The 25,958-nt window shown below is 74.2% G+C and carries 27 protein-coding genes; 6 read left to right on the plus strand and 21 right to left on the minus strand.

Features of this window, described 5'->3' with window-relative positions; all coding sequences use genetic code 11:
* Nucleotides 1-73: 73 nt before the first annotated feature.
* The 5 genes from IG63_RS21200 to IG63_RS22470 all read right to left on the minus strand — a co-directional run bounded on the left by IG63_RS21200 (nucleotide 74) and on the right by IG63_RS22470 (nucleotide 4,720).
* On the minus strand, nucleotides 74-1,795 hold the full coding sequence (locus IG63_RS21200; protein WP_051706004.1) for a serine/threonine-protein kinase: 1,722 nt from the start codon (nucleotides 1,793-1,795) through the stop codon (nucleotides 74-76).
* A 19-nt stretch (nucleotides 1,796-1,814) separates the two neighbouring features.
* Nucleotides 1,815-2,225 (minus strand): MmcQ/YjbR family DNA-binding protein, encoded by a 411-nt coding sequence (locus tag IG63_RS0100855; protein WP_030482489.1) that lies wholly within the window; start codon nucleotides 2,223-2,225, stop codon nucleotides 1,815-1,817.
* A gap of 12 nt (nucleotides 2,226-2,237) precedes the next feature.
* The gene (locus tag IG63_RS0100860; RefSeq protein WP_030482490.1) at nucleotides 2,238-3,326 is read right to left on the minus strand and encodes a branched-chain amino acid aminotransferase; all 1,089 of its coding nucleotides are present in this window, start codon (nucleotides 3,324-3,326) and stop codon (nucleotides 2,238-2,240) included.
* Nucleotides 3,327-3,477: 151 nt separating this feature from the next.
* Entirely contained in the window at nucleotides 3,478-4,572 is a 1,095-nt protein-coding gene (locus tag IG63_RS0100865) for a 3-isopropylmalate dehydrogenase (RefSeq protein ID WP_051706005.1), read from the minus strand.
* A gap of 10 nt (nucleotides 4,573-4,582) precedes the next feature.
* Nucleotides 4,583-4,720, minus strand: a complete 138-nt coding sequence (locus IG63_RS22470; RefSeq protein ID WP_157209963.1) for a hypothetical protein — start codon at nucleotides 4,718-4,720, stop codon at nucleotides 4,583-4,585.
* A 357-nt stretch (nucleotides 4,721-5,077) separates the two neighbouring features.
* On the opposite strand from IG63_RS22470, the gene IG63_RS0100875 reads away from it, so the two are divergent.
* Nucleotides 5,078-5,644: an O-methyltransferase gene (locus tag IG63_RS0100875; protein WP_030482492.1), complete on the plus strand. Its 567-nt coding sequence runs from the start codon at nucleotides 5,078-5,080 to the stop codon at nucleotides 5,642-5,644.
* 14 nt (nucleotides 5,645-5,658) lie between these two features.
* On the opposite strand, the gene yczE is transcribed toward IG63_RS0100875, so the two are convergent.
* A complete protein-coding gene (gene yczE / locus IG63_RS0100880) occupies nucleotides 5,659-6,336 on the minus strand; it encodes a membrane protein YczE (RefSeq protein WP_245604217.1) in 678 nt (225 codons plus the stop codon).
* Nucleotides 6,337-6,398: 62 nt separating this feature from the next.
* On the opposite strand from yczE, the gene yczR reads away from it, so the two are divergent.
* Nucleotides 6,399-7,823: a MocR-like transcription factor YczR gene (gene yczR, locus IG63_RS0100885; RefSeq protein ID WP_030482494.1), complete on the plus strand. Its 1,425-nt coding sequence runs from the start codon at nucleotides 6,399-6,401 to the stop codon at nucleotides 7,821-7,823.
* 66 nt (nucleotides 7,824-7,889) lie between these two features.
* Nucleotides 7,890-9,563: an alkaline phosphatase D family protein gene (locus tag IG63_RS0100890; protein WP_030482495.1), complete on the plus strand. Its 1,674-nt coding sequence runs from the start codon at nucleotides 7,890-7,892 to the stop codon at nucleotides 9,561-9,563.
* 1 nt (nucleotide 9,564) lies between these two features.
* On the opposite strand, the gene IG63_RS0100895 is transcribed toward IG63_RS0100890, so the two are convergent.
* The 3 genes from IG63_RS0100895 to IG63_RS0100905 form a co-directional block, all read right to left on the minus strand.
* Nucleotides 9,565-10,086, minus strand: a complete 522-nt coding sequence (locus IG63_RS0100895) for a hypothetical protein (protein WP_030482496.1) — start codon at nucleotides 10,084-10,086, stop codon at nucleotides 9,565-9,567.
* A 183-nt stretch (nucleotides 10,087-10,269) separates the two neighbouring features.
* Nucleotides 10,270-11,880 (minus strand): phosphoglycerate dehydrogenase, encoded by a 1,611-nt coding sequence (gene serA / locus IG63_RS0100900; RefSeq protein ID WP_030482497.1) that lies wholly within the window; start codon nucleotides 11,878-11,880, stop codon nucleotides 10,270-10,272.
* 85 nt (nucleotides 11,881-11,965) lie between these two features.
* Nucleotides 11,966-12,670: a DsbA family oxidoreductase gene (locus IG63_RS0100905; RefSeq protein ID WP_030482498.1), complete on the minus strand. Its 705-nt coding sequence runs from the start codon at nucleotides 12,668-12,670 to the stop codon at nucleotides 11,966-11,968.
* 60 nt (nucleotides 12,671-12,730) lie between these two features.
* Here IG63_RS0100905 and IG63_RS0100910 point away from each other — a divergent pair, with 60 nt between their 5' ends.
* From IG63_RS0100910 to IG63_RS0100920, 3 genes are all read left to right on the plus strand, one after another.
* The gene (locus IG63_RS0100910; RefSeq protein ID WP_030482499.1) at nucleotides 12,731-13,243 is read left to right on the plus strand and encodes a GNAT family N-acetyltransferase; all 513 of its coding nucleotides are present in this window, start codon (nucleotides 12,731-12,733) and stop codon (nucleotides 13,241-13,243) included.
* A gap of 94 nt (nucleotides 13,244-13,337) precedes the next feature.
* The gene (locus tag IG63_RS0100915; RefSeq protein ID WP_030482500.1) at nucleotides 13,338-14,237 is read left to right on the plus strand and encodes an ABC transporter ATP-binding protein; all 900 of its coding nucleotides are present in this window, start codon (nucleotides 13,338-13,340) and stop codon (nucleotides 14,235-14,237) included.
* Nucleotides 14,234-15,049 (plus strand): ABC transporter permease subunit, encoded by an 816-nt coding sequence (locus IG63_RS0100920; RefSeq protein ID WP_030482501.1) that lies wholly within the window; start codon nucleotides 14,234-14,236, stop codon nucleotides 15,047-15,049. Before IG63_RS0100915 ends, IG63_RS0100920 begins: the two co-directional genes overlap by 4 nt.
* Before the next feature lie 6 nt (nucleotides 15,050-15,055).
* On the opposite strand, the gene IG63_RS0100925 is transcribed toward IG63_RS0100920, so the two are convergent.
* The 12 genes from IG63_RS0100925 to IG63_RS0100980 all read right to left on the minus strand — a co-directional run bounded on the left by IG63_RS0100925 (nucleotide 15,056) and on the right by IG63_RS0100980 (nucleotide 25,909).
* Complete coding sequence (locus tag IG63_RS0100925) at nucleotides 15,056-15,427, minus strand: DNA polymerase ligase N-terminal domain-containing protein (RefSeq protein WP_030482502.1); 372 nt, start codon at nucleotides 15,425-15,427, stop codon at nucleotides 15,056-15,058.
* Nucleotides 15,428-15,434: 7 nt separating this feature from the next.
* Nucleotides 15,435-15,971 carry a rhomboid family intramembrane serine protease gene (locus tag IG63_RS0100930; protein WP_030482503.1) on the minus strand — a complete coding sequence of 179 codons (537 nt, stop codon included), beginning with the start codon at nucleotides 15,969-15,971 and terminating at the stop codon, nucleotides 15,435-15,437.
* Between the two features lie 126 nt (nucleotides 15,972-16,097).
* Nucleotides 16,098-17,126: a ketol-acid reductoisomerase gene (gene ilvC, locus IG63_RS0100935; protein WP_030482504.1), complete on the minus strand. Its 1,029-nt coding sequence runs from the start codon at nucleotides 17,124-17,126 to the stop codon at nucleotides 16,098-16,100.
* Between the two features lie 78 nt (nucleotides 17,127-17,204).
* Nucleotides 17,205-17,732, minus strand: coding sequence for an acetolactate synthase small subunit (gene ilvN / locus IG63_RS0100940; RefSeq protein ID WP_030482505.1), 528 nt, complete (start codon nucleotides 17,730-17,732; stop codon nucleotides 17,205-17,207).
* Nucleotides 17,732-19,555, minus strand: a complete 1,824-nt coding sequence (locus IG63_RS0100945) for an acetolactate synthase large subunit (RefSeq protein ID WP_084596455.1) — start codon at nucleotides 19,553-19,555, stop codon at nucleotides 17,732-17,734. The genes ilvN and IG63_RS0100945 overlap by 1 nt, the downstream gene beginning before the upstream one ends.
* A gap of 234 nt (nucleotides 19,556-19,789) precedes the next feature.
* Nucleotides 19,790-20,452: a VOC family protein gene (locus tag IG63_RS0100950; RefSeq protein ID WP_030482507.1), complete on the minus strand. Its 663-nt coding sequence runs from the start codon at nucleotides 20,450-20,452 to the stop codon at nucleotides 19,790-19,792.
* A complete protein-coding gene (locus tag IG63_RS0100955) occupies nucleotides 20,449-21,225 on the minus strand; it encodes a GNAT family N-acetyltransferase (protein ID WP_051706006.1) in 777 nt (258 codons plus the stop codon). Before IG63_RS0100955 ends, IG63_RS0100950 begins: the two co-directional genes overlap by 4 nt.
* Entirely contained in the window at nucleotides 21,222-22,394 is a 1,173-nt protein-coding gene (locus tag IG63_RS0100960; protein WP_030482509.1) for an MFS transporter, read from the minus strand. The genes IG63_RS0100955 and IG63_RS0100960 overlap by 4 nt, the downstream gene beginning before the upstream one ends.
* Complete coding sequence (locus IG63_RS0100965; RefSeq protein WP_030482510.1) at nucleotides 22,391-22,801, minus strand: VOC family protein; 411 nt, start codon at nucleotides 22,799-22,801, stop codon at nucleotides 22,391-22,393. The genes IG63_RS0100960 and IG63_RS0100965 overlap by 4 nt, the downstream gene beginning before the upstream one ends.
* A 105-nt stretch (nucleotides 22,802-22,906) precedes the next feature.
* Entirely contained in the window at nucleotides 22,907-24,730 is a 1,824-nt protein-coding gene (locus IG63_RS0100970; RefSeq protein ID WP_030482511.1) for a hypothetical protein, read from the minus strand.
* 38 nt (nucleotides 24,731-24,768) lie between these two features.
* Nucleotides 24,769-25,005 carry a hypothetical protein gene (locus IG63_RS0100975; RefSeq protein WP_030482512.1) on the minus strand — a complete coding sequence of 79 codons (237 nt, stop codon included), beginning with the start codon at nucleotides 25,003-25,005 and terminating at the stop codon, nucleotides 24,769-24,771.
* 58 nt (nucleotides 25,006-25,063) lie between these two features.
* On the minus strand, nucleotides 25,064-25,909 hold the full coding sequence (locus IG63_RS0100980; RefSeq protein ID WP_030482513.1) for a sigma-70 family RNA polymerase sigma factor: 846 nt from the start codon (nucleotides 25,907-25,909) through the stop codon (nucleotides 25,064-25,066).
* Nucleotides 25,910-25,958 lie beyond the last annotated feature (49 nt).

Below are 25,958 nucleotides of genomic sequence, written 5' to 3' on the forward strand. Positions count from 1 at the left end.
TTCGCGGCCGCAGGCCCCCGGGGCTTGCCGAACCGCGGGACCGGTCCCCGCGACCTGTCCGTTTGGTCCTAGTTCAGCGCCACGGTGGCCCGGCGTCGGGCGACCAGGTGGGTCCGGGACCGAGCAGCGCGCTGACCAGCACGGCGGCGGCGAGCACGGCCAGCACGGCGACCAGCCAGCCGCCCCACGCGGTGCGGGCGGTCGCGTCGACCATCGTGTGGGTGGTCTCGCGCAGCCGCCGCGAGCCCGGCCCCCACCACAGCGTGGGAGCGAAGCCGACGCCCGCCAGCAGCAGCGAGGTCGCGACCGGCCGGTCGGCCAGGTGGCCGACCGAGAAGGCCGCGAGCCCGACCAGCCCGGCCATCATCACGCCGACCACGGTGCCCCCGCTGGCGCGCAGCAGGTGCACCGGTGAGGCGAGCACGGACGCGGGGACGTCGTACCACGCGGTGCGGCCCCGCAGCCGCCGGCGGCGGTCGTGACGCTGGCGCGTCACCGAGGCGGTGCGCAGCAGCAGCACGACGACGGCCACCAGGGCGGTGCCGAGGTACGGCGCGTAGGCGACGAGCCCGGCGGTGAGCGCCCCCAGCCCCGCGACCTGCAGCACCCGCTGCACCCGGCTGGGCGGCGTCTCCGGGACCCGCTCCCAGGGCACCCCGGCGGCGGGCCTGCTCTCGCCGGCCCGGTCACCGCCCGGGGACGCGGGCGAGACCCCCGACGGCGCCGGCCCGGTGGCCGGCAGCACCGTGGTCGCGGGCGGCTCGGAGCGGAAGGGCGGCGGCTCCTCGCGGGGCGTGGTCTCGCGGTAGGCCGGCTGCGCGGCGGTGGGCGGCTCGACCGGCGCCGGGGTCGGCGTCTGGTCAGGCGTCGGGGTCGGGGCGTCGTCGGCCTCGGCGGCCTGGAACGGCATCGTCCACAGCGCGGCGGGGGCGCCGGCGCCGTTCGTGCCGCGGGAGCCGTCGCCACCGTGTGCGCCACCGTGGGGGCCGCCGGGCTCGTGCTCGGCCAGCCAGCCGGTGATCTCCGTGAGCGTGGGGCGGTCGGCGGGCTCGGGCGCGAGGCAGGCGGTCAGCAGCCCGCGCTCGGGCTCCGGCACGCCGCTCAGGTCGTGCTCGCCGCGCCGGACGCGGTCGAGCACGGCCATCGTGGGGCCGGTGCCGTAGGGCGGGCGTCCGGTGGCGCCGTAGACCAGCGTGGCGGCCCAGGCGTGCACGTCGGACGCGGGCAGCGCGGGGTCGCCGTACAGGATCTCGGGGGCCAGGTAGCCGGGCGTGCCCATCAGCCAGCCGGCCTGCGTCAGCCGGGTGTCGTCGGCGAGGCGGGCGAGACCGAAGTCGATCAGCACCGGCGCGCGACCCTCCATCAGCACGTTGGTGGGCTTGATGTCGCGGTGCAGCACCCCCACGGCGTGCACGGCGCGCAGGGCGTCGGCCAGGCAGGCCATCGCGTGGTGGAGGTCGCGCCCGGTGAGGACGCCCTCCTCCTCGACGTGGTGGTAGAGCGAGAGGCCCGGCACGTAGCGCGTGACGACGTAGGGCATCGGCCCCTCGGGGTCGGCGTCGACGATCTCGGCGACGCGGGGGCTGCTGACGCGGCGCAGCGTCTCGACCTCGCGGGCCAGGCGGGCGCGGGCCTCGGCGTCGCCGACGACGTGCGGGCGGAGCACCTTCAGCGCCACCCGGTGGCCGTCGGGACCCTGCGCGAGGTGCACCACGCCCATGCCGCCCTCGCCCAGCGGCGCGAGCAGCCGGTAGGGACCGACGGTCGCCGTGGCCGGCCTCGGGGTCGTGGTCACCCGGCAACGGTAGCCCGCGCTACGGCGCCTCCCCGTCGAGCCGCGCGAGGAGTGTGCGGGACGCCACGAGGCGGTAGGACGCGTCGAGCAGCTCGGCGACCTCGTCCCAGTCGAGGTCGGGGGCGTCGAGGTCGAGACCGAGCCAGCCCGACGGTCCGAGGTACGCCGGCACCCAGGTGCGCGGGTCGTCCTCCAGCGCCACCCGGTCGGCCGGGTCGGGCAGGAAGAGCAGCCCCGCGTCGTGCCGCAGGTGGCCGCCCGGGTGCTTCACCCCGCCGCCGAAGTAGGCGAAGACCTTGCCCTTCTCCCCGGCCCGGAAGGTGGGCCGCCCGTGCGCGACCTTCTCGAAGCTCTCGGGCAGCCGGTCGCAGAGCCGGCGCAGCCGCGCCAGCCACGGGTCGTGCTCGTCGTACATCACGGGGTGCGGCACGGGCGGCAGCTCTCAGAGCACGCGGTGCATCCAGCCGAAGCCGTCGTCGGCCCGGCCGTACTGGATGTCGACCAGGTCCTGGCGGATCTCCTTGGTCAGCGGGCCGGCCTCCTCGGTGGCGGCCCCGGAGACCTCGCCGCCGTCCCACTGCAGCGTGCCGACGGGGGTCACGACCGCGGCCGTGCCGCACGCGAAGACCTCGGTGATCTCGCCGGAGGCGACGCCCTCGCGCCACTCGTCGACGCCGAAGCGGCGCTCCTCGACCTTGTGGCCCTTCTTGTGGGCCAGGTCGATGATCGCCGAGCGGGTGATGCCCTCGAGGATGGTGCCGGTCTCGGGGGTGACGATGCTGCCGTCGGCGTAGACGAAGTACATGTTCATGCCGCCGAGCTCCTCGACGTACCTGCCCTCGGCGACGTCGAGGAAGACCACCTGGTCGCAGCCGTGCGCCATCGCCTCCTGCTGGGCGACCAGCGAGCTGGCGTAGTTGCCGCCCGTCTTGGCCGCGCCCATGCCGCCGCGGCCCGCGCGGGTGTAGTCCTCGGTCAGCCACAGGCGCAGCGGCGTGAGGCCACCCTTGAAGTAGGAGCCGGCCGGGCTCGCGATCACCATGAAGGTCACGTGCTGCGACGGCCGGACCCCGAGGAAGGCCTCGGAGGCGAACATGAAGGGTCGCAGGTAGAGGCTCTTCTCCCCCGCCGCGTCGGGCACCCAGCGCTGGTCGACCTCGACGAGCGCGTCGACGCAGCGCACGAAGTCGTCGGGCTCGAGCACCGGGAGGGCGAGCCGGTGCGAGGAGCGCACCATGCGCGCGGCGTTCTCCTCCGGCCGGAAGGTCCACACCGAGCCGTCGGCGTGGCGGTAGGCCTTCATGCCCTCGAAGGTCTCCTGCGCGTAGTGCAGCACGGCGGTCGCCGGGTCCAGGCTCAGCGGCCCGTACGCCGTGATGCGGGCGTCGTGCCACCCGTCGTCCGGCGTCCAGGTCACCTGGAGCATGTGGTCGGTGAAGGTGGTGCCGAACCCGGGGTCCTCCAGGACCCGGGCGACGTCCTCGTCGCTGCGCGGCGACGCCGACGGCGTGGTGGTGATCTCGAGGCTCATGGGCGCACGCTATCTCTCGGGGTGCGGTGGCGGCGTCGACGGTTTCACCGGCCGGCCGGTGACTTTGCCGCTGGCACGCCGGTATTTCGCCGCGCTAGTGCCGGTTTCGCCGGCCGGCCGGTGAAACCGGTCGACTCGTGGGACGGACGGGTCAGGCGAGGCGGGCGGCGACGGCGTCGCCGACGGCGGGGGTGCGTACGACGTGGCCGGCGGGGCGCGAGGCGAGCTCGTCGACGACAGCGCGCTCGACGGCCTCGGCGGCGGTGGTCAGGCCGAGGTGGTCGAGCAGCAGCGCGGTGGACAGGATCGTCGCGGTGGGGTCGGCGACGGCCTGCCCGGCGATGTCGGGCGCCGAGCCGTGCACGGGCTCGAACATGCTGGGGGTGGTGCGGTCGGGGTTGACGTTGCCGCTCGCGGCCAGGCCGATGCCACCGGTGACGGCGGCGGCGAGGTCGGTGACGATGTCGCCGAAGAGGTTGTCGGTGACGATCACGTCGAAGCGGCTCGGGTTCGTGACCAGGTGGATCATGGTCGCGTCGACGTGCATGTAGTCGACCTCGACGTCGGGGAACTCCGGCGCCACCTCCTGCACCACCCGCCACCACACCGCGCCGGCGTGCACGAGCACGTTGGTCTTGTGGACCAGCGTCAGCTTGCGACGCCGGCCGGCGGCACGGCGGAAGGCGTCGCGCACGACGCGCTCCACGCCGAAGGCGGTGTTGACCGAGACCTCGGTGGCCACCTCGTGGGGGGTGCCCACGCGCAGCGCGCCGCCGTTGCCCGTGTAGGGGCCCTCGGTGCCCTCGCGCACGACCACGAAGTCGACCTCGCCGGGGTCGGCGAGCGGCGAGGTGGCCCCGGGGTAGATCCGCGAGGGTCGCAGGTTGACGTGGTGGTCGAGCTCGAAGCGCAGCTTCAGCAGCAGGCCGCGCTCGAGCAGCCCCGGCGGCAGGTCCGGGTCGCCCGGCTTGCCGCCGACGGCCCCCAGCAGGATGGCGTCGTGCTCCCGGATCTCGGTGAGCACGGCCTCCGGCAGCACCTCGCCGGTCGCGAGGTAGTGCTCGGCGCCGAGGGAGTAGTGGCTGGTCTCGAGCTTGGCGTCGGTCGCGTGGGTGGCGACCGCCTGCTCGAGCACCTTGAGCCCCTCGACGGTGACCTCGGGCCCGATGCCGTCGCCGGGGATGACGGCGAGGCGGATCGGGCGGTCGAGGGCGGGGGTCTGGGCGTCTGTCGTCACGTCGGGCATGCCCCGGAGGCTAGTTGTCGTCGGGGCGCTCGCCGCCGTTGTCCCGCAGGTCGAGCGAGACCTGCACGGCGGCGCTCAGCGGGTGGTCGGGGTCGTTCTTGGCGGGGCCCCACTCGGGATACATCTCGTACATCGGGTTCATCTCCATGGCAAGGGAAGGTTGCGGCTGGTGGTGGGAGGACCACGAGGAGATGAACGTGCTCTACGACCACGGATCGCGTGGAAGGACCAGGTTCGCCAGAGCGGAGGGTGGTGCGCTGAAGTCTCGCTCGCGGAGGGGTCGATAGGCCTGGTCGGCGTTGCGTACGCCGCTGCACCGCGGCGAGACGGCCTATCTGATCAGGCCTCGCCGCGGCAGCGAATAAGTACGCAGAGCTTCCGCATGATGCGTCGATGGTAGCCCCACCCCCGGCCGGTGTCTGCAGCATGCGGACGGCGTGTCCCAGGATCCGAGACGAATTCTTCCGGGCGCCGCAGCGGCCGAGGAGTTGAGAGGGTGGTGCCCGTGAGTGCCCCACCCGAGCTGCCGGCGATCGTCGCGCGCGCCTTCGAGGTCTCCCGTCGCGCGGGCTACGTCTCCTTCTGCCGCAACGAGACCGGCCGGCTGCTGGCCGCGCTGGCCGCGACCCGCTCGGGGATCCTCGCGGAGTTCGGCACCGGCTGCGGCGTGGGCACGGCCTGGCTGCGCAGCGGCGTACGCCGGGGCAGCCACATCCTGACCGCCGAGCTCGACGCCACGCTCGCGAGCGCGGCGCAGGAGATCTTCGAGGAGGACCCCCAGGTCGAGGTGCTCGCCGCCGACTGGTCGACGCTGCGCAACAAGGGCCCCTACTCGCTGCTCTTCCTCGACCCCTCGGTCCCGCAGGACGCCGGCGTCGACGCCGTGGCCGACCTGGTCGAGCCCGGAGGCATCGTGGTGCTCGACGACTTCGCGCCCTGCGAGCAGTGGCCGCCGATCACGGCGGGCCGGGTCGACGTGCTGCGCGAGGGCTGGCTCACCGACGAGCGCTTCGTCGCCGCCGAGGTGATGATCGCGCCCGACGCCGCGGTCATCATCGCCACCCGTCGCTGAGCCGGCACCCTCGGTCAGCCGCGGGACCCGGGCTCGTCGAGCTCGACGACGAAGGGCGGCAGCAGCCACTGCACCAGAGGTCCGATCGCGAGCGCGTAGAGCAGCGTGCCGAGCCCGGCGACGCCCCCCAGCAGGAAGCCGAGGGCGACCACGCCGACCTCCAGCCCGGTGCGCACCACGCCCAGCGGCAGTCCGGTGCGGCCGTGCAGGCCGGTCATCAGGCCGTCGCGGGGGCCGGGCCCCAGCTGTGCCCCGATGTAGGCCGCCGTGGCCACGGCGTTGCCGACGACGCCGAGGAGGAGCAGCGCCACCCGGGCCTCGAGCGACTCCGGCGCCATTAGCACCGCGAGCGTCGCGTCGGCCGCCAGGCCGACGAGCACGGCGTTGGCGATCGTGCCCAGCCCGGGTCGCTGCCGCAGCGGCACCCACAGCAGCAGCACGACGGCACTGGCGAGGATCACCGCGCCGCCCAGGGTGAGCGGCAGGTGCTGCGCCATCCCCTGGTGCAGCACGTCCCACGGCGCGTTGCCGAGCGTCGCGCGCACCACGGCGGCGAGCGTCGCGCCGTACAGCGCCAGCCCGAGGGTCAGCTGCACCAGCCGGCGGCTCAGCCGCCCGGCCCGCAACTGCTCGAGCGGACCCAGGTCGGCGAGCCGGCGTCGGCCGGGCGCGGTCAGCAGGTGGCTCCTCACGGGCTCCATGCTGCGTCAGATTGGCCTTGTCCTCCATAGCCAATTCTGGTGCACTGGCCCGCATGGCACGCACCGTGGGAGCCACCCGCCTGGCCACCCTGCTCGGCGACTTCGACCGCGAGCCGGCGTACGCCGGTCTCGCCGACGGGCTGCGGGCGCTGGTCGACGACGGCCGACTGCCGGTCGGCGTGCGGCTGCCGAGCGAGCGCGAGCTCACCGGCGCCGTGGGCGTCAGCCGGACCACCGTGGCCCGGGCGTACGCCGCGCTGCGCGAGGAGGGCCTGCTGCGCTCGCGGCAGGGGTCCGGCAGCGTCGTGGCCCTCCCCGAGGGACGCACCCGCGTCAGCGACCACCTGCTGACCCCGCGCCACGGGCTGCCCGGCGCCATCGACCTCACCTGCGCCGCGCCCTCGCCGCGGCCCGGCGTGCTCGCGGCCTACCGCCGCGCCTCGGAGGCCCTGCCGGCGCACCTCGCGGGCACCGGCTACTACCCCTCGGGGCTGGTCGTGCTGCGCGAGGCGGTGGCCGCGTGGTACGCCGCCCGCGGCCTGCCGACCGACCCGGACCAGGTCGTGATCACGCCCGGGGCCCTGGCGGGCGTCGCCGTCGCCGCCCGGGCGCTGCTCACCGCGGGCGACCGGGTGCTCACCGAGAGCCCGACCTACCCCAACGCCATCGCCACGCTGCGCCGCAGCGGCGGCCGCGTGATGGGAGCCGAGCCCGACGCCGAGAGCCTCGTCGCCGCCCTGCGCGAGGTGCTGCCGCGCGTGGCCTACCTCATCCCCGACTTCCAGAACCCGACCGGCACGCTGCTCGGCGACGACGACCGGGCCGCGCTCGCGGCGACGCTGCGGCGTACGCGCACCACGGCCGTGGTCGACGAGTCGATGGCGCCGCTGCCGCTGGAGGGGCAGGCGATGCCGGCGCCCCTCGCCGCGCACGCGCCCGACTCGATCAGCGTGGGCAGCACCAGCAAGCAGTTCTGGGGCGGGCTGCGCATCGGCTGGATGCGGGTGCCCGAGCGGCACCTCGACGCGGTCGTGGCCGCGCGGCTCAGCCTCGACCTGGGCGCACCGGTGCTCGAGCAACTCGTCGCGGCCGACCTGCTCACCACCGGCGCGCCGCTGCTCGACGAGCGCCGTGCGGCCGTGCGCGCCACCCGCGACGCCACGGTGGCCGCGCTCGCCGAGCACCTGCCCGACTGGCGGCTCCGGGTGCCCCGCGGCGGGCTGATGCTCTGGTGCGAGCTGCCCGCACCCCTCTCGACGGCGCTCGCCGCGAGGGCTCCCGAGCACGGCGTCGTGCTCGCCCCCGGCCCCGCCTTCGCGCCGGAGGGCGGGCTCGACCGCTTCGTCCGGCTGCCGCTGACGCTCCAGGCCGACACCGTCGTGGAGGCCGTACGCCGCCTCGGCGACGCCTGGCGCGCGACCCTGGCCGCGCCACGGCGGCGTACGGCCGCGACCCCGTCGCCCACGCTCGTCGCGTAGGGACGCCTCGCCGAGAGTTCACCCCGGCGTCGCCGGGACGCTGCCGACGCGCGGTGGGCTCTGGCCATGACTCTCTCTCGGGACCTCCTCACGGGCGCGCCCTCGCGCCGCACGCTGCTGCGCACCACCGCCGGGGCGGGCGTGCTCGCCCTGCCGCTCGCCGGCGTCCGCCCCTCCGCCGCCGCGCCACCGCCGCGCACCTCCCCCTTCACGCTCGGTGTGGCCAGCGGGGAGCCGGTCGCCGACGGGGTGGTGCTCTGGACGCGGCTGGCGCTCGACCCGCTCGCCGACGACGGCCTCGGCGGCATGCCGGCCCAGACCTACGACGTGGCCTGGGAGGTCGCGGAGAGCCCTCGCTTCTCCCGGCCGGTGCGCCGCGGCGTCGTCCGCGCCGCGCCACGCACCGCGCACGCGGTGCACGTCGAGGTGGAGGGACTGCGGCCGGGCCGGGAGTACTGGTACCGCTTCCGCCTCGGGAGACACCTCTCCCCCACCGGCCGCACCCGGACGGCTTCCGCCGCGGGCACCCGGACCGGCGCCCTGGCGATGTCCTTCGCCTCGTGCAGCCAGCTCGAGCACGGCTGGTTCTCGGCCTACCGCGCGCTGGCCGACGACGAGCCCGACCTGGTGCTGCACCTGGGCGACTACCAGTACGAGTACGTCGCCGGCGACTACGTCGCCCCCGGCGGCAACGTGCGCGACCACGACGGGCCGGAGACCACGACGCTCGCCGGCTACCGCCAGCGCCTGGCGCAGTACCGCACCGACGCCGACCTGCAGGCCGCGCACGCGGTCGCGCCCTGGCTGGTCGTCTTCGACGACCACGAGGTCGACAACAACTGGGCCGACGACGTGGCGGAGTACCCCGAGGAGAGCCCGGCGCTGCCCGCCCGACGGGCGGCCGCCTTCCGGGCCTACTACGAGAACATGCCGCTGCGCCGCAGCGCGCTTCCCAGCGGCCCGGACATGCAGCTCTACCGCCGGCTGCACTGGGGACGGCTGGCGAGCTTCCACATGCTCGACACCCGCCAGTACCGCGACGACCAGGCCTGCGGCGACGGCTACCGCGACTGCCCCGACGCCGCCGACCCGGCGCGCTCGCTGCCCGGGTGGCAGCAGGAGCGCTGGCTGGCGGCGGGCTTCCAGCGGTCGCGGGCGACCTGGGACGTGCTCGGGCAGCAGGTCTTCCTCGGCCGCCGCGACCGGTCGGCGACCCCCGACCTGACCGTGTCGATGGACGCCTGGGACGGCTACCCGGCCTCGCGCGACCGGGTGGTCTCGTCGTGGGCGGGAGTGCGCAACCCGGTCGTGCTGACCGGCGACGTGCACGCCCACTGGGCCTCCGAGGTGCTCGCCGACTTCGACGACCCCGACTCACAGGTGGTGGGGTCGGAGCTGGTGTGCTCCTCCATCACCTCCGGTGGCAGCGGCTACGACGAGCCCACGGGCCAGCACCCCTGGGCGGCGTACAACCCCAACCTGCGCTTCTGGACCAACCTGCGGGGCTACGTCAGGACCAGGATCACGCCCGAGACCTTCGAGGCCGACTTCCGCTGCGTGCCGCAGGTGACCCAGCCGGGCGCCGCGGCCTTCACCCGCGCGACCTTCCGGCTCACCGACGGCCGTCGCGGGCTCGAGCAGGTGGCTGACAACCCCGCTCCGTTGGTGACGACCCTGCGCGCCCCGCGCACCGACGCGGAGAAGATCGCCGACACGCTCGAGGCGGAGGGCGCGGGCTAGGTCAGGCCTCGGGGCCCCGCTCGCGCACGTCGGCGACGCTGCGCATCGCTTCGCGCAGCTCGGCCAGCCAGTCACCCTCGTGCTGGCCCACGAGGCGCACGCACCAGCCCAGCGCGTCGGAGCGCGAGCGGGCCACCCCCGCCTCGACCAGGGTGTCGAGCACGCGTCGCTCGGGCTGGCGCAGCCGCGTCATCATTGGCGCGGCGACGTGGGTCCAGAGCTCGGTGTGGTCGCCGACGCGGACGCCCCAGCTGACCTTGCGGCCGTAGCGGTGCTCGGCCTCGCGGGCCAGCTCGATGCGGCGCGCGCGGGTGTCCTCGCGGAAGGCCTTGGCCCGGCCCGCCCGGGCCTCGGCACGCGCGATCTCGCCCGCGTCGTCGGCGAACTCGACGTCGGGCACCGTGAGACGGACCGTGATCTCCTCGCGGTCCGTCGTGATCTCGGCAGGTTGGGCCTGCCACTCCGCGGGGAGGCGGCCGGCGAACCAGCCCTCGACCCGCTCCCGTGCTTCGTGCGTTGTCATGATTACAAGATTACGCCGCAAGGCCAGACTCAGACGCGCCGATCCGCCTGAGATGCACGCCGACCCGCCCGAAATGCACGGCGACCCGCCCGAGATGTGCGCAGATGCGACGGGTCGGCGTGCAGATGAGGCGGGTCGGCGTGCAGATGAGTCGGGTCGGCGTGCAGATGAGGCGGGTCGGCGTCAGAGGTCGATGGTGTGGACGGCCTCGGCGTCGATGGCGGTGCGGATCTGCTCCACGGTGGCGTGGGGGATGGCGCTGTCGACGCTGAGGGCGACCAGGGCGTGCCCGCCGCGGCGGTCGCGGGAGACCTGCATGCCCGCGATGTTGACGCCGGCGTCGCCGAGGATGCCGCCGACGACGCCGACCACGCCCGGGCGGTCGGCGTAGCGGTAGAAGGCGAGGTGGTCGCTGGGCTCGAGGTCGACCTGGAAGCCGTCGAGCTCGACCAGGCGCTCGCGCTGCGCGATGCCGACCAGCGTGCCGGAGACCGAGACCTGGGCACCGGAGGCCAGGGTGCCGCGCAGCGTGATCAGGTTGCGGTGGTCGGGGCTCTCGGGGTCGGTGAGGAGCCGCACCTCCAGGCCGCGCTCGGCGGCGAGCAGCGGGGCGTTGACGTAGGAGACCTGGTCGCCGGCGACGTCGGCGAAGACACCCTTGAGGGCCGCCAGCTCGAGCACCTTGACGTCGTGGTCGACGATCTCGCCGCGCACCTCGACGTCGAGCGCCTGCGCGACGCCGCCGGCCAGGGCGGTGAAGATCCGGCCCAGCTTCTCCACCAGCGGGATGCCGGGGCGGATGTCCTCGGCGATGGAGCCGCCCTGGACGTTGACGGCGTCGGGCACGAGCTCGCCGGCCAGGGCGAGCCGCACCGACCGCGCCGCCGCGGCGCCGGCCTTGTCCTGCGCCTCGACGGTGTTGGCGCCGAGGTGCGGGGTGGCCACGACGTTGTCGAGCTCGAGCAGCGGCGACGCGGTGGCGGGCTCCTCGGCGAAGACGTCGAGACCGGCGGCGGCGACCCGGCCGTCCTTGAGCGCGTCGTGCAGCGCCACCTCGTCGACGATGCCGCCGCGGGCGGCGTTGACGAGCAGCAGCCCCGGCCGCGCCAGGGCGAGCTCCGCCTCGCCGATCATCCCGAGCGTCTCGGCGGTGCGTGGCAGGTGGACGGTGACGACGTCGGACTGAGCCATCAGCTCGGCGAGCCCGGTCATCCGGACGCCCATCTGGGAGGCACGGCCCGCCTGCACGTAGGGGTCGTGGGCGAGCACCTGCATACCGAAGGCCGCGAGCCGCTGCGCGACCAGCACGCCCACGCGCCCGAGGCCGAGCACCCCCACGGTCTTGCCGTGCAGCTCGACGCCGGTGAAGTCGGAGCGGTGCCACTCCCCCCGCTGCAGCGAGGCGTGCGCGGCCGGGATCCGGCGGGCGGCGGCCAGCAGCAGCCCGACCGTCAGCTCCGCGGCGCTCACGACGTTGGCCGAGGGCGCGTTGACCACCATCACGCCCGCCTGGGTGGCGGCGCGCACGTCGATGTTGTCGAGCCCGACGCCGGCCCGGGCCACCACCCGCAGCCGCGGCGCGGCGGCGAGCGTCGCGGCGTCGACGCGCGTCTCCGAGCGCACCAGCAGGGCCCGCGCCTCGGGGATCAGCGCGAGCAGCGCCTCGTGGTCGGCGCCCTCGAAGCGGCGTACCTCGACCCCGTCGCCCAGCTCGGCGACGGTGGCGGGGCTGAGCTCCTCGGCGACGAGCACGAGGGGGCGTGCCCGTGTGGTGACTCCGGTGCGGTCGGTCACGGTGCTCCAGGTGGCAGGAGGTGAGGTGAGCCCGCACGACGCTGTGCGCGCCTGCCAGGGTAGCCCAGCGGCCGGGCCGGCCGGGTCAGACGGGACAGCCGTCGGGGCCGCAGACCTCGCCGTCGCCGCCCACCGGCTGAAGCGTCGGGTGCGTGTCCGCCCAGGCCCGGTCGAGCACCTGGCGGAAGGTCTGCGCCGGCTGTGCGCCGGAGACGCCGTACGTGCCGTCGACGACGAAGAAGGGCACGCCCGAGGCGCCGTACGCCGCGGCCTGCCGGATGTCGGTCTCGACGGCGTCGGCGTACTCGTCGCCGGCCAGCACCGCCTCGACGCGCGTGGCGTCGAGGCCGACCGAGGCGGCGGCCGCGCGCAGGACGTCGTGGTCGGCGACGTTGGCCGCGCGGGTGAAGTACGCCGCCAGCAGCTCCTCCTTGAGCGCGCGCTGGGTCGCGGGACCCTCCTCGAGCGCCAGGTGCAGCAGCCGGTGGGCGTCGACCGTGCCGACGCGCTGCGCCTGCCCGAGCCGGAAGACCAGGCCCTCCTCGGCCGCCACGGCCTCGACCCGGTCGATCATCTGCTGACCGGCGGCGGGGCCCCCGCCGTACTTGCGGCCCAGCGACTCGGCCACGGTCTCGGTGGGCTCGGTCGGCGCACCCGGGTCGAGCTGGAAGGAGCGGTAGACCACCTCCACCTCGTCGGCGTGCGGGAAGTCGGCCAGGGCGGTCTGCAGCCGCCGCGTGCCGATGTAGCACCACGGGCACACGACGTCGGACCAGATCTCGATCTGCATGCCGGCGCAACGCCGGACGGGCGCGGTTGCTTCCCGGGCGTGGCGTGCGACGCTGCCCACATGAGCGGCACCCTGCTGCGCACCGCCCGACTCGACGTACGCCGCTGGCGGGACGCCGACGCCCCGCGGGTGCTCGACCTGCACTCGCGGCCCGAGGTGGTGCGCTGGCTCGGCGACGACGTCGCCCCGATGCGCACCCTGCAGCAGGCCTGTGAGCGGATCGCGGGCGACAACGGGGTCGCCGACCGCCCAGGTCGTGGGCACTGGGCGGTCGAGGTGCGCGAGAGCGGCGTCGTGGCCGGGTCGGTCATGCTGGTCGGGCTCCCCGGCGAGGCCGAGCTGGTGCAGATCGGCTGGCACCTCCACCCCGACTGCACGGGTCGCGGCTACGCCCGCGAGGCGGCCGCCGCTGTGCTCGAGCACGGCCTGCGGCAGCTGCCCGAGGTGCTCGCCCTGACCCACCTCGACAACTACCCCTCCCAGCGGGTGGCCCTGGCGATCGGGATGGTCGACGCCGGCCTCACCGAGCGGTGGTACGCCGGCCCGTCGCGCCTCTTCCGCGCGGCTCCATGAGACCGCGACCCTGAGGGACCCCCGGGTCGACTCAGGGTCGATCCCCAGGGTCCACCCGATGCCGGCGCGCGTCGCGGCGCACGACGCTGGGCCCATGATCACGATCGAGTCGCTCAGCAAGAGCTACGGCCGCTTCACCGCGGTCGACCACGTCAGCTTCACGGCCGAGTCGGGGCGCGTGACCGGCTTCCTCGGCCCCAACGGGGCGGGCAAGTCCACGACCCTGCGCATCCTCACCGGCCTGACTCCCCCGAGCTCGGGCACCGCGCTGGTCGACGGCGTGCGCTTCGCCGACCTGCCCAACCCCGGCCGCGAGGTGGGCGTGCTGCTCGACGCCTCCGCGCAGCACGCCGGGCGCACCGGCCGCGAGATCCTCACCGTCGCGGCGGCCACGATGGGACTCCCCCGGGTGCAGGTCGACGCGATGCTCGAGCGCGTCGGGCTCTCCGAGGACGAGTCGTGCCGCCGGGTGCGCAACTACTCCCTCGGCATGCGCCAGCGCCTCGGGATCGCCACCGCCCTCATCGGCGACCCCCGGGTGCTCGTGCTCGACGAGCCCGCCAACGGCCTCGACCCCGCCGGCATCCGGTGGATGCGCGACCTGCTGCGCGGCTACGCCGACCAGGGCGGCACGGTGCTGCTCTCCTCGCACCTGCTGCACGAGATCGAGGTGATCGCCGACGACCTCGTCGTCATCGGCAACGGCCGGATCGTGGCGCAGGGCACGAAGGCCGAGCTGCTCGCGGGTGCCGGCACCGTCGTCCGGGCCCGCGACCGTGACGGCCTGACCGCCGCGCTCGCCGCCGCCGGCGTCGAGCACACCGTGACGCCCGACGGCGCCGTGCTCGTGCAGGGCGAGGCGGCCCACGTGGGCGAGCTGGCGCAGCGCGCCGGCGTACCCCTGACCGAGCTCAGGTCGGCCGACAGCGCCGGCCTGGAGGAGATGTTCCTCGAGCTCACCGCCACCTCGCAGCGAGAAGGAGCAGCAGCATGAGCACGACCACCACCAGTCCCACCACCACCGCACCCACCCCGGCCCGGCCGCGGGTCGAGGTGCCGCCCATCCCGGCGACCCGCCTGGTCGCCGTCGAGCTGCGCAAGATGTTCGACACCCGGGCCGGCGCCTGGCTGCTCGCGAGCATCGGCCTCACCGCGGCGCTGGCCTCGGCCGCGGTGGTGCTCTGGGCTCCCGACGAAGCCATCACCTTCTCCACCTTCGGCACCGCGCTGGGCGTGCCGATGACCGTGGTGCTGCCGATCATCGCGATCCTCTCGGTGACCAGCGAGTGGAGCCAGCGCAGCGGGCTGACCACCTTCACCCTCGCGCCCCGCCGCGGCCGGGTGCTGCTGGCCAAGGGCGTCGGCGTGGCGATCGTCGGGGTCCTCGGCACGCTCGTGGCCTTCGGCGTCGGCGCGCTCGGCAACCTGCTCGGCGCTGCCGTCGCGGGCGTCGACCCCGTCTGGGACCTGTCGCTCGCGGAGTTCCTGCGCATCCTGCTGGCGATGAACCTCAGCGTCGCGGTCGGCTTCATGCTCGGCCTGGTCTTCCGCAGCTCCGCCGCGGCCATCGTGGGGTACTTCGTCTACTCCTTCGTGCTGCCGACGCTCTCCGGGCTGCTCGCGGCCTTCCAGGAGTGGTTCCGCGACCTGCAGCCCTGGGTCGACTTCAACCTCGCCGCGACCCGGCTCTACGACGTCTCCCCCACCGGGGAGCAGTGGTCGCAGCTCGGCGTGACGGCGCTGATCTGGCTCGTCGTGCCCCTCGCCGTCGGCACGGTGCTGACGCTGCGCTCGGAGGTGAAGTAGCCGGGCTCAGGCCGGCTGGTCCTTGGTCAGGTGGAGCAGCCAGTCGCGGCCCTGGTCCTCGGTCCGACCCCGACCGGTGTCGATCAGCGCGTAGCGGCGTACGCCGTCGCGGCCGTGCAGCCGGAAGACGAAGCGTCGCGCGGAGCGGTCCTCCAGCTCCCACCACCCGGTGTCGGCGATCGACTTGTGCTCGTCGGTGTACGTCGCGTGCTCCAGGTCGTGGTCGGAGACCGCGACGGCGAGCCGGTCGTGGGCGGTGTCGGTGGGGAGACCCTTCGGCACCGCCCACGACCGCAGCACGCCCGCCTCCTCGAGGCGGAGGTCGAAGTGGGGCGAGGGCCGCAGGTGCTCGTGGAGCACGAAGACGGGTCGCGTCACGGGTGGGTCACCAGCTGCTGGCCGAGGCCCGCGACGGCCGGGCGAGGCTCGCGGCCACCACCCCGCCGACGGCCCCGCCGAGGTGGGCCTGCCAGGAGATCCCGGGAGCGCTGGGCAGCACGCCCCAGAGCATGCCGCCGTAGAAGAGGAAGAGCACGACGCCCGTCGCGATCTGGCCCGGGCTGCGGGTCCAGAAGCCGCGGAGCATCACGTAGGTCATCCACCCGAAGACGACGCCGCTGGCGCCGAGCGTGATCGAGCCGGGCGGGGAGAGGAACCACACCGCCGCCCCGGAGGCCACCACGACGACGAGCGTCGTGACCAGCCAGCGCCGCCAGCCGTCCATCACCACCAGGGCGCCGAGCACCAGGAAGGGCAGCGAGTTGGACGCCAGGTGCGCGAAGCTGCCGTGCAGCCACGGCGCCCACAGGACGTTGTCGAGACTCTCGGTGCTCAGCGGCTCGATGCCGAGCGGGTCGAGGGAGTTGCGGGTGGCCTGGTCGACCAGCTCCAGGACCCACATCACCACCAGCAGCCCGATCATCGCCACCAGCCCCCGGCCGAGGCCGGGGCGGGTGCGACGCGGGGCGTCGTACGACGTGGTCATGCGCACCAGTCTCGCCGGGCCGGTCAAGCCGGCCCGGCGAGAGCGGTCTTGGTCAGGGGCGGGTCAGCGGGCGGAGCTGCCCTCGACGTAGTCGGAGTCGTGCGACTTCACCCAGGCCATGAGCTTGCGCAGCTCGCGGCCGGTGGTCTCGATCGGGTGCTGCTCGGCCTCGGCGCGGAACTTGGTGAACTCCGGGGAGCCGTTGTCCTGGTCGCTGATGAAGCGCTCGGCGAAGGCGCCGTTCTTGATGTCGTCGAGCACCTCGACCATGTTGGCCTTCACCTGCGGGGTGATGACGCGGGGGCCGGAGACGTAGTCGCCGAACTCCGCGGTGTCGGAGACCGACCAGCGCTGCTTGGCGATGCCGCCCTCGTACATCAGGTCGACGATCAGCTTGAGCTCGTGGAGGCACTCGAAGTAGGCGACCTCCGGCTGGTAGCCGGCCTCCGTCAGGACCTCGAAGCCGTACTGCACCAGCTGCGAGGCGCCGCCGCAGAGCACCGCCTGCTCGCCGAAGAGGTCGGTCTCGGTCTCCTCGGTGAAGGTCGTCTTGATGCCGCCGGCCCGCAGCCCGCCGATGGCCTTGGCGTAGGAGAGCGCGAGCGGCCAGGTGGTGCCCGACTCGTCCTTCTCCACCGCGACCAGCACGGGCACGCCGCGGCCGTCGACGTACTCACGACGCACCAGGTGGCCGGGGCCCTTGGGGGCGACCATGAAGACGTCGACGCCCTCGGGCGGGGTGATGTAGCCGAAGCGGATGTTGAAGCCGTGGCCGAAGACCAGCGTGTCGCCGGGGGCGAGCTGCGGCTCGATCTCCTCGGCGTACAGCTTCCGCTGGTGCTGGTCGGGGGCCAGGATGACGATGACGTCGGACTCCTCGGCCGCCTCGGCGGGCGTCACGACGCGCAGGCCCTCGGCCTCGGCCTTGGCGCGGCTCTTGGAGCCGGGCTGCAGGCCGACGCGCACGTCGACGCCGCTGTCGCGCAGCGAGAGCGCGTGGGCGTGGCCCTGCGAGCCGTAGCCGATCACGGCCACGTTCTTGCCCTGGATCAGGGACAGGTCGGCGTCGTCGTCGTAGAACATCTCAGCCACGGGGGCTATCTCCTTCGGATGGGTTTCATGGGGACGTCGCTCGCGGCAGGCACGAGCGGCGGTGAGGTCGTACGTCGCTCAGGCGACCGGCACGGGGACCGGGCGCAGCGTCTTCTCGGTGATGGAGCGCGAGCCGCGGCCGATGCCGATCACGCCCGACTGCACCAGCTCGCGGATGCCGAAGGGCTCGACGACCGCGAGGAAGTCGTTGACCTTGCCGGTGTTGCCGGCCAGCTGGATGGTCACGGCGTCGGGGGCGACGTCGACGACCTTGGCGCGGAAGAGCTGCACCGCGTCGAGCACCTGGCTGCGCGAGGAGGCGTCGGCCCGCACCTTGACGAGCAGCAGCTGCCGCTCGACGGCGTCGCCCGTCTCGAGCTCGACGATCTTGACCACCTCGACGAGCTTGTTGAGCTGCTTGGTGACCTGCTCCAGCGGCAGGCCCTCGACGCTCACCACGATGGTCATCCGCGAGATGCCGGGGTGCTCGGTGCGACCGACCGCGAGCGAGTCGATGTTGAAGCCGCGGCGGCTGAAGAGGCCGGCGATGCGGGCCAGGACGCCGGGCTTGTCCTCCACCAGGACCGAGAGCGTGTGGGTGCTCATCAGAGGTCGTCCTCCTCGAACTCGGGGGCCAGGTCGCGGGCGTGCTTGATGTCGTCGTTGCTGGTGCCGGCGGCCACCATCGGCCACACCATCGCGTCGCGCTCGACCCGGAAGTCGACCACGACGGGCACGTCGTTGATCTCCATCGCCTTCGCGATGGTGGCGTCGACGTCGGCGGGGTCGTCGCAGGAGAGCCCCACGGCGCCGTACGCCTCGGCGAGCTTGACGAAGTCGGGGACCCGCTTGGACTGCAGGTCGGTGTTGGAGTAGCGGCCCTCGTAGAAGAGCGTCTGCCACTGCCGCACCATGCCGAGCGACTCGTTGTTGATGACGGCGATCTTGACCGGGATGCCCTCGATGGTGCAGGTGGCGAGCTCCTGGTTGGTCATCTGGAAGCAGCCGTCGCCGTCGACCGCCCACACGGTGGCCTCGGGCCGGCCGACCTTGGCGCCCATGGCCGCCGGCACCGCGAAGCCCATCGTGCCGAGGCCGCCGGAGTTGATCCAGGTGCGGGGGTTCTCGTACTGCACGAAGTGCGCGGCCCACATCTGGTGCTGGCCCACGCCGGAGACGTAGACCGCCTCGGGGCCGGCGATCGCGGAGAGCCGCTCGATGACGTACTGCGGGGCGAGGCCCTCGGCCGGGGCGTCGTAGCCCAGCGGGTACTTCTGCTTGATCCCGGCGAGGAAGGCCACCCAGCCCTCGTAGTCGCCGGTGCGGCCGGCGTCGGCCTCGGCCTGCAGCGAGACCACGAGGTCGGCGATGATCTCGCGGGCGTCGCCCACGATGGGCACGTCGACGGCGCGGTTCTTGCCGATCTCGGCGGGGTCGATGTCGGCGTGGATGACCTTGGCGCCGGGCGCGAAGGAGTCGAGGTTACCGGTGACCCGGTCGTCGAAGCGCGCCCCGAGGGTGACGAGCAGGTCGCTCTTCTGCAGCGCCGCGACCGCCGCGACGGTGCCGTGCATGCCGGGCATCCCGAGGTGCTGCGGGTGGCTGTCGGGGAAGGCCCCCAGCGCCATCAGGGTCGTCACCACGGGCATGCCGGTGAGCTCGGCGAGCGTGCGCAGCTCCTTCGCCGCGCCGGAGCGGATGACACCGCCGCCGACGTACAGCACCGGCTTGCGGGCCTCGAGCATCGCTCGCGTCGCCTCGCGGATCTGCTTGGCGTGCGGCCGGGTGACGGGGCGGTAGCCCGGCAGCGTCAGCTCGGTCGGCCAGGTGAAGGTGGTCTGCGCCTGCAGCGCCGACTTGGCCACGTCGACCAGCACGGGGCCGGGGCGGCCGGTGCGGGCGAGGTAGAAGGCCTCGGCGACCACGCGCGGGATGTCGGCGGCATCGGTGACCAGGAAGTTGTGCTTGGTGATCGGCATCGTGATGCCGCGGATGTCGGCCTCCTGGAAGGCGTCGGTGCCGATCATGCTGGCGCCGACCTGTCCCGTGATGGCGACGACCGGCACGGAGTCCATGTAGGCGTCGGCCAGCGGCGTCACCAGGTTGGTCGCGCCGGGCCCGCTCGTGGCCATGCAGACGCCGACCTTGCCGGTGGCGGCGGCGTACCCCTGGGCGGCGTGACCGGCACCCTGCTCGTGGCGCACCAGGATGTGCCGGATCGAGCTGTCGAAGAGGGGGTCGTACGCCGGCAGGATGGCGCCGCCGGGGATGCCGAAGATCTCCTCCACGCCGGCGTGCTCGAGGGACCGGATCAGGCTCTGCGCGCCCGTGATCGTCTCGGGGGCCGGTGCCGGGGGGCGGCCGACGCCCTGCGCCGCCAGCTGGCTCGGGTTCGGCCGCGTGGTCTGACCGGCCGTCTGCTCGCTCATCTGCTCATCTTCCGTAGTCGCTTGCCCAACAAAAAACCCCTCGAGCCGGGTCGGCTGACGAGGGGTCGACGCGTGTCGCTCTCCGTGGTGACGGCTCAGCTCACGCGTCGCGTGCGTACGAGGAGGTGGGGACGCATGCGCTCATCATCCACCCGGCTCCGGGCGGGCTCAACTCAGTGTGACAGCCGTCCCATGGAGCGAGACGGCGGTACCGGGATGTGGGACCGGCGGCCCTCAGTCGCGCGCCTGCCAGGTGCAGATGCACGAGCGGTTGCCCTCGGCGTCCTCGAGCACCCAGAAGGCCGGGGCGGCGGAGTCGTCGACCAGGCGGCCGCCGGCGTCGAGCACGGCCTGCAGCCGGGCCTCGGCGTCGTCGTGGGGCACGCTCACGTCGAGGTGCCAGCGCTGCCGGTCGGGCGCGGTGGAGTCGGACCCCTGGAACCACACCTGCGGACCGCTGGAGGCCGGGTCGACCAGCGCGTCGTCGCCCGCGCTGTCGTAGCCGAGCAGCGCGGCGTAGAACGGCGCGACCCGGCCGAGGTCGCCGGTGTCGAGCGCGATCTCGGTCTTGTCGGGCGCGGTGCCCACCGCGATGCCGAGCTCGGCTGCCGCGGCGTGGATCTCGCCGGCCAGGCGGGTGTCGCGCGCCGTGATGGCTCCGACGTCGTGGCTGACGAGCCCGACCGTCACGTGGGGGTAGCGCAGGTCGACGTCGGGGTGGTGGTCGGCCGCGTCGGCCAGCTCGGCGATGCGCTGCACGAAGCGGGCGCCGGCGTTGAAGTCGCCGGTCTCGTAGCGCGCCAGCGCCTGGTCGAGCACCAGCCGCCAGCCCTCCGGCAGGGCGTCGGTGGTCTCCTGGCGCGAGAGTGCGCGCCGGTCGTCGTCGGTGGGGGTCATCGGGGTTCCTCTCCTGGAGCCTGCGGTGTCTGCGTGGCGCGGTCGGTGGTGGGTGGCGGCACCCGCAGCGGCGCTCGCTGCCGGCCCGCGTCGTCGAAGCCGGCCGGGCTGAGCCACCGCTCGTGCGCGGCACGCACGCGCGGCCAGTCGTCGTCGGTCATGGCGTACCACGCGGTGTCGCGACTGCGGCCCTTGTAGACCACGGCCTTGCGGAAGACGCCCTCCGGACGGAAGCCGAGCCGCTCGGCGGCGCGGCGGGACGGCGCGTTGAGGGAGTCACACTTCCATTCGTACCTGCGGCCACCGACAGCCTCGAAGAAGTGCCGCGCCATGAGGTGCATCGCCTCGGTGGCGGCGGTCGTGCGCTGCAGCCGCGGCCCGAGCGAGATGTTGCCGACCTCGGCCGTGCCGTTGGCGTGTTCGACCCGCAGCCAGGTGGCGATGCCGAGCGGCTCGTCGTCGACGAGCACGGCGAGCGGCACCGTGCCCGGGTCGTCGACCAGCGAGGCGGCGTACGCCGTGAAGCCGGCGGGGTCGGCGGGGTCGGCGAGGTCGGCGGAGGAGCCGGTGGAGTCAGGGAAGGGGCCGGCGCGCAGGTAGGTCCACAGCGGGTCGGTGCCGGGCCCGCAGAGCTCGGCGTGCAGCGCCGGCAGGTGCCGCTCCCCCAGCGGCTCCAGGCGGCACCAGCGCCCGACCAGCTCCACCGGGCCGAGCCGGGCGCCGGGCACCCAGTCGGTCTGGGGCCCGACGGGCTGCTCGTCGCGGGGGGTCATGCGGCCACGCTGCCACGGACCGGACGCAGCCACACCGCCATAGCGACCAGGCCCAGCACCGGGCCGGGCAGGAGCAGCCACGCCACGGCCGGTCCGATGCCGGCGTCGCCGGTGGCGAGCGCGATGGCCACGGTCGTGATGGCGAAGCCGATGCTGTTCTGGATCGCCAGGGCGCTGCCGACGAGGTGCTGCGGGCACGCCGCGGCGGAGAGCGCGGAGAACTGCGGGGAGTCGGCGACCACGGCGACGCCCCACACCAGGAGCACGGCCAGGACGGCGGGGCCGGGCAGTCGCGCCAGCAGCGGGTACGCCGCGCACAGCAGGCCAGAGGCCGCCAGCGCCGTCGCCGCCACGCGGGCGCTGCCGACCCGGCGGCTCCAGCGGCCGCCGAGGACGCAGCCGACGGCGCCGACGCCGATCACCGCGAAGGCCGCGGCCGAGGTCGTGGCGCCGGCACCGCCGAGCACCGGCACCAGCAGCAGCGGCACCAGGGTCCAGAAGGCGTAGAGCTCCCACATGTGCCCGAAGTAGCCCAGCGCAGCGCCGCGGTAGCGGCGTACGCGGAAGGCCGCGAGCACCTCCCCCAGCCGCACGCCGCCCTTCGACGCCGCGGGCAGGTGCGGGCCGTCGCCGAGCCTGCCCACGAGCACCGCGGCCACCAGCGCCAGACCCGAGGAGACCAGCACCACGGCCTGCCAGTCCCAGCCGACGCCGAGCGCGCGCACGGCGTGCGGGAGGGCGGTGCCGAGCGTGAGCATCCCGACGAGCCAGGCCAGCGTCTCCCCGGCCCGGTCGGGGTCCCACGAGACCACCAGCTTCATGCCGAGCGGGTAGACGCCCGCGAGGGCGAGGCCGACACAGAAGCGCAGCGCCAGGCCCGCGCCCAGCCCGTCGGCGAGCAGCGCGAAGGCGGCGTTGGCCACGGCGCCGACGACGGCGGCGACCACGAAGACCCGGCTCGCGGCGTAGCGGTCGGCGAGACCCGTCATGGCCAGCACCAGCGTGCCGACGACGAAGCCCAGCTGCACCGCGATGGTGAGCCGGCCGATGTCGGCCGCGTCGAGCTCCCACACCCGGCGCAGGTCGTCGGCGGCGCTGTTGGCCGAGAACCACAGCGACGTGCCGAGCAGCTGCGCCACCACCACGGTGGTGACCGGTCGCGACCTCACGGCACCAGGAAGCCGAAGTCGTCACCCGGGTTGACCGCGATCTCCCACGGCACGCCGTCGGGGTCGAAGACGTAGCCGGAGTAGCCGCCCCACTCGCGTCGGGTCGGCTCGCGCACCTCCGCGCCGGCGGCCCGGGCACTCGCCACCACCGCGTCGACCTCCGCCTCCGTGGCCAGGTTGTGCGCCAGCGTGACCGGCGGGTGCCCCTCGCCCCTGCGTACCGGGCCGACCTCGGCCTCGAAGCCCGCCTCGTCCCACAGCGAGAGCACCAGCCGCTCGCCGACCCGGAACATCAGCACGTCGATCCCGTCGAAGAGCGGCTCCCACCCGAGCCCGTCGACGTAGAAGGCTCGACTGCGCGCACGGTCGGCCACGGGCAGGGTCACGAAGGAGACGCGCTGGTCCATGCTCCGCATCGAAGCAGGTGCCGACGACATCGCGACACCGGCGGGCCGCCTTAGCCTCGGCACGGCGCTCACCGGCGTGGTGCCGGGGCGTCCGGTGCTGTGCGCTCATCTCGGCGTGGCGTCCGCGCCCACCTCCTCCCGGAGGCGCAGGACCCTGCCATCGGCCAGCCCCACCCACAGCGAGCCGTCCGTCGCGAAGCACAGGGCCGTGGGGCAGCACTCGACGGGGAGCAGCGGCTCGGTGCCCGTCACCGCCCCGGTCTGCGCGTCGAGCATCGTCAGGGTGCCCAACTCGCCTGCGACGGCGACCGTGCCGGCGTGCACGTCGAGACCGGCGACCCGCTCCGCGAGGGACACCAGCCAGACCACCCTGCCGGCTCGGTCACGGCGCGCGAGCAGGCCAGGTGGCGGCGGCTGGTCCGGGTGCACCGCACCGACGCGGTCCTCGCACCAGGACTGCAGCAGGTGGTGCTCGCCGAGCCGGTCGCTCAGCTCGACCGCGGGTCCGGTCGACACCGACCTCTCCGAGGGGCCCGTCGCCGGGTGGTCGACGTTCTCGAGAGGCATCGCGTGCCGCTCCGGCTGCGGGTCGAGGTCGAAGAGCGGGGCCGAGAGGTACGGGCCGCCGGAGCCCCTGTGGACCTCTACCACCCGGGACAGCGGCGCCCGGGCCTCCCAGGGCCACGGTGCGGCTCCCTCGACCGCGAGCAGCCGGGCTGCACGGGCCGGTCGGAGGTCGTCCTGGGAGGTCCAGTCGGGGAGCCGTACCGTGCCGACGACGCGGCCGCGACCGTCCAGCACCGTGGCAGGGACGCGGTCGACCTCGTCCAGGTCGACGACCGGCAACGGCTCCTGCGGCTGGTCCGACCCGCCGTCGTGCCATTCATCCTGCTCGTCCTCGTCGTACTCCTCCCACTCGTCCTCGTAGTCCTCGTACGAGTCCTCGTCTTCCTCGTCGTCGCGCACCGGGTCGGTGGCGCGGAGCAGCGCGCCGCCCGCACCCCCACCCGTCGCCGTCAGGCGACGACCTTCGGCGACCACGTCGAGCTCGGTCCCGTCGACGGCGTACAGCACCGTCACCCGGGAGCCGCGATCGTCGCCACGGTCCGTCTCGACCACGCTCAGCACACGCCTGTCCTCGAGCGGCAGGAGCTGAGCGCCGGTGCCCTCGGCGGTCCGGCGCCACACCGCCTCGGCGTTGCTGCTCCAGCGCTCGGCGAGGATGCCCGCTCCGCACGCCAGCACGTCTCCGCCCAGAAGCGGTAGCAGGGCGCGCACCGGTCCCCTCTCCCGCCGTACCAGCCCCCGACCGGCGGCCAGGTCGTCGAGCAGCTCGGCGACGGGACGACCCGGCGCGGGGGGTTCGTAGAGCGTGTCGTCGTCGACGTCGACCTCGGCGGTCGCGGAGACGTGCCTGGCAGCGTCCAGCGAGTGCGCGCCCGCGCCGTCCCAGGCCTCGCGCGGCACTCGCAGGGTCTGTGTCGCGAACGGGTCGGAGTCCTCGTCCTGCGGCATCAGGACTGCCTCGAGCGAGTCGTCGTCCAGCCATCGCAACGCGCGGACCTCCCGGGGTGTCGCCAGCAGCGAAGTGAGGTCGAGACTGCCGACGTCGAGGACGACGAGCGAACCCGTCCACGCCCAGCCGCCGTCGTAGCCCCCGCCGCCGGCAGCGACGAGACGCCCACTCTGGTGCACCGCCAGCGTGTGCAGGAGGAAGCCTGTAGGCACCGCACGTCGGCACTCCATCGTGGCGAGGTCGTAGACCGCGAGCACGTGGTCGGGCGCCGGTACGTGCCCCGAGTCCTGGAGGTCGAGCGGCAGCCTCCCCGTCACCACGACCGCGTCGCCCGCGACCGCGGCGGCGACCGGACGACCCACCTCGGCGAAGGCACCGTCACCCAGCACGTCGCGGAGCACGAACGTCGCCATGCCGCAGCATCGCACGTGAGCGCGACCTTGCCGCCGCCTCAGTCGTCGGGGAGGTCGGCGAAGGCGCGCTTGACGCCGAAGTACCAGTCGAGCGACTTCTTCGGTCGCCGCCAGCGGCCCTTCATCGCGTCCCGGGCCTCCTGGTGCGTCGCGTCACCGGCGGCCTCGGCCTCCTTGAGGTGGGCGTCCTGCGCGACGATCACCTCGTCGGCGGTCTCGCCCCGGTGGGGCTGGTCGCAGGGGCCGCCCAGGTCGCGGCAGGTCATGGTCCTCATCTCGTCTCCTCCTCGTGGTCCTGCTCCCCTGACGCGCGGGCGGCCCCGGGTGTGACGCTCATGCCCGCCGCTCCGCGCCCCGGCGGCGTACGACGTGCGCGAGCGTCTCGGGGTCGGCGCGGAAGGTGATGCGGCGCACGACACCGGCCTCGAGGGTGAAGTCGAAGACCACCTTGGCCTTGCCGCGGTCGTACCACGCGGCGGCGGGGCGCTCGGCGACGTAGACGGCCAGCGCCGCGTGGGCGGCACCGTCGAAGAACTCCGCCACCTGCTGCCGCCCGACGATCTGCGACGGCGTGCCCACGAGCACCGCGGCGGCGTCGGCGGTGACCTCGGCGTCGGGGGCGAGCAGCCGCAGCAGCCGCGCGAAGTCGCCCTCACGCGCCGCGGCCATGAAGGCGTCGACGAGCTCCCAGTCGTCGAGCGGGTCCTGCGGAGCCGGCTGCCGCACCTTCGCGCGGGCACGCGACGCGAGCTTGCGCGCCGCCACGGGCGTGGTGTCGAGCACCGCCGCGATGGTGCCGAACTCGACGCCGAAGCTGTCGTGCAGCACGAAGGCGACCCGCTCCGACGGCGAGAGCCGGTCGAGGACCACCTGCAGCGCCTGTCCGACGGTGTCGGCCAGCGCCACCTCGTCGGCCGGGTCGGGGGTGGCGGCCACCTCCTCCTCGCTCGGCTCCGCCACGGGCACCCGGGCGCGGAGCCGGTCGAGGCACAGCCGGGTCGTCACCGTGGTGAGCCAGGCGGGCAGGCTCTCGATGCCCGCCCCGGCTCCGTCGGTGCCGTGCAGCCGCAGCCACGCCTGCTGCACGACGTCCTCGGCCTCGACCCGGTCGCCGAGCACCCGCGTCGCGATGCCCACCAGCCGCGGCCGCTCCTGCTCGAAGCGCTCGGTCACGTCCATGCCCACGTCCTCACCCTCGCCGTACCCGACCGGCCACGGCTCGCAGACG

The sequence above is a fragment of the Nocardioides aequoreus genome (assembly GCF_000720335.1).
GTDB classification, from domain to species: Bacteria; Actinomycetota; Actinomycetes; order Propionibacteriales; family Nocardioidaceae; genus Marmoricola; species Marmoricola aequoreus.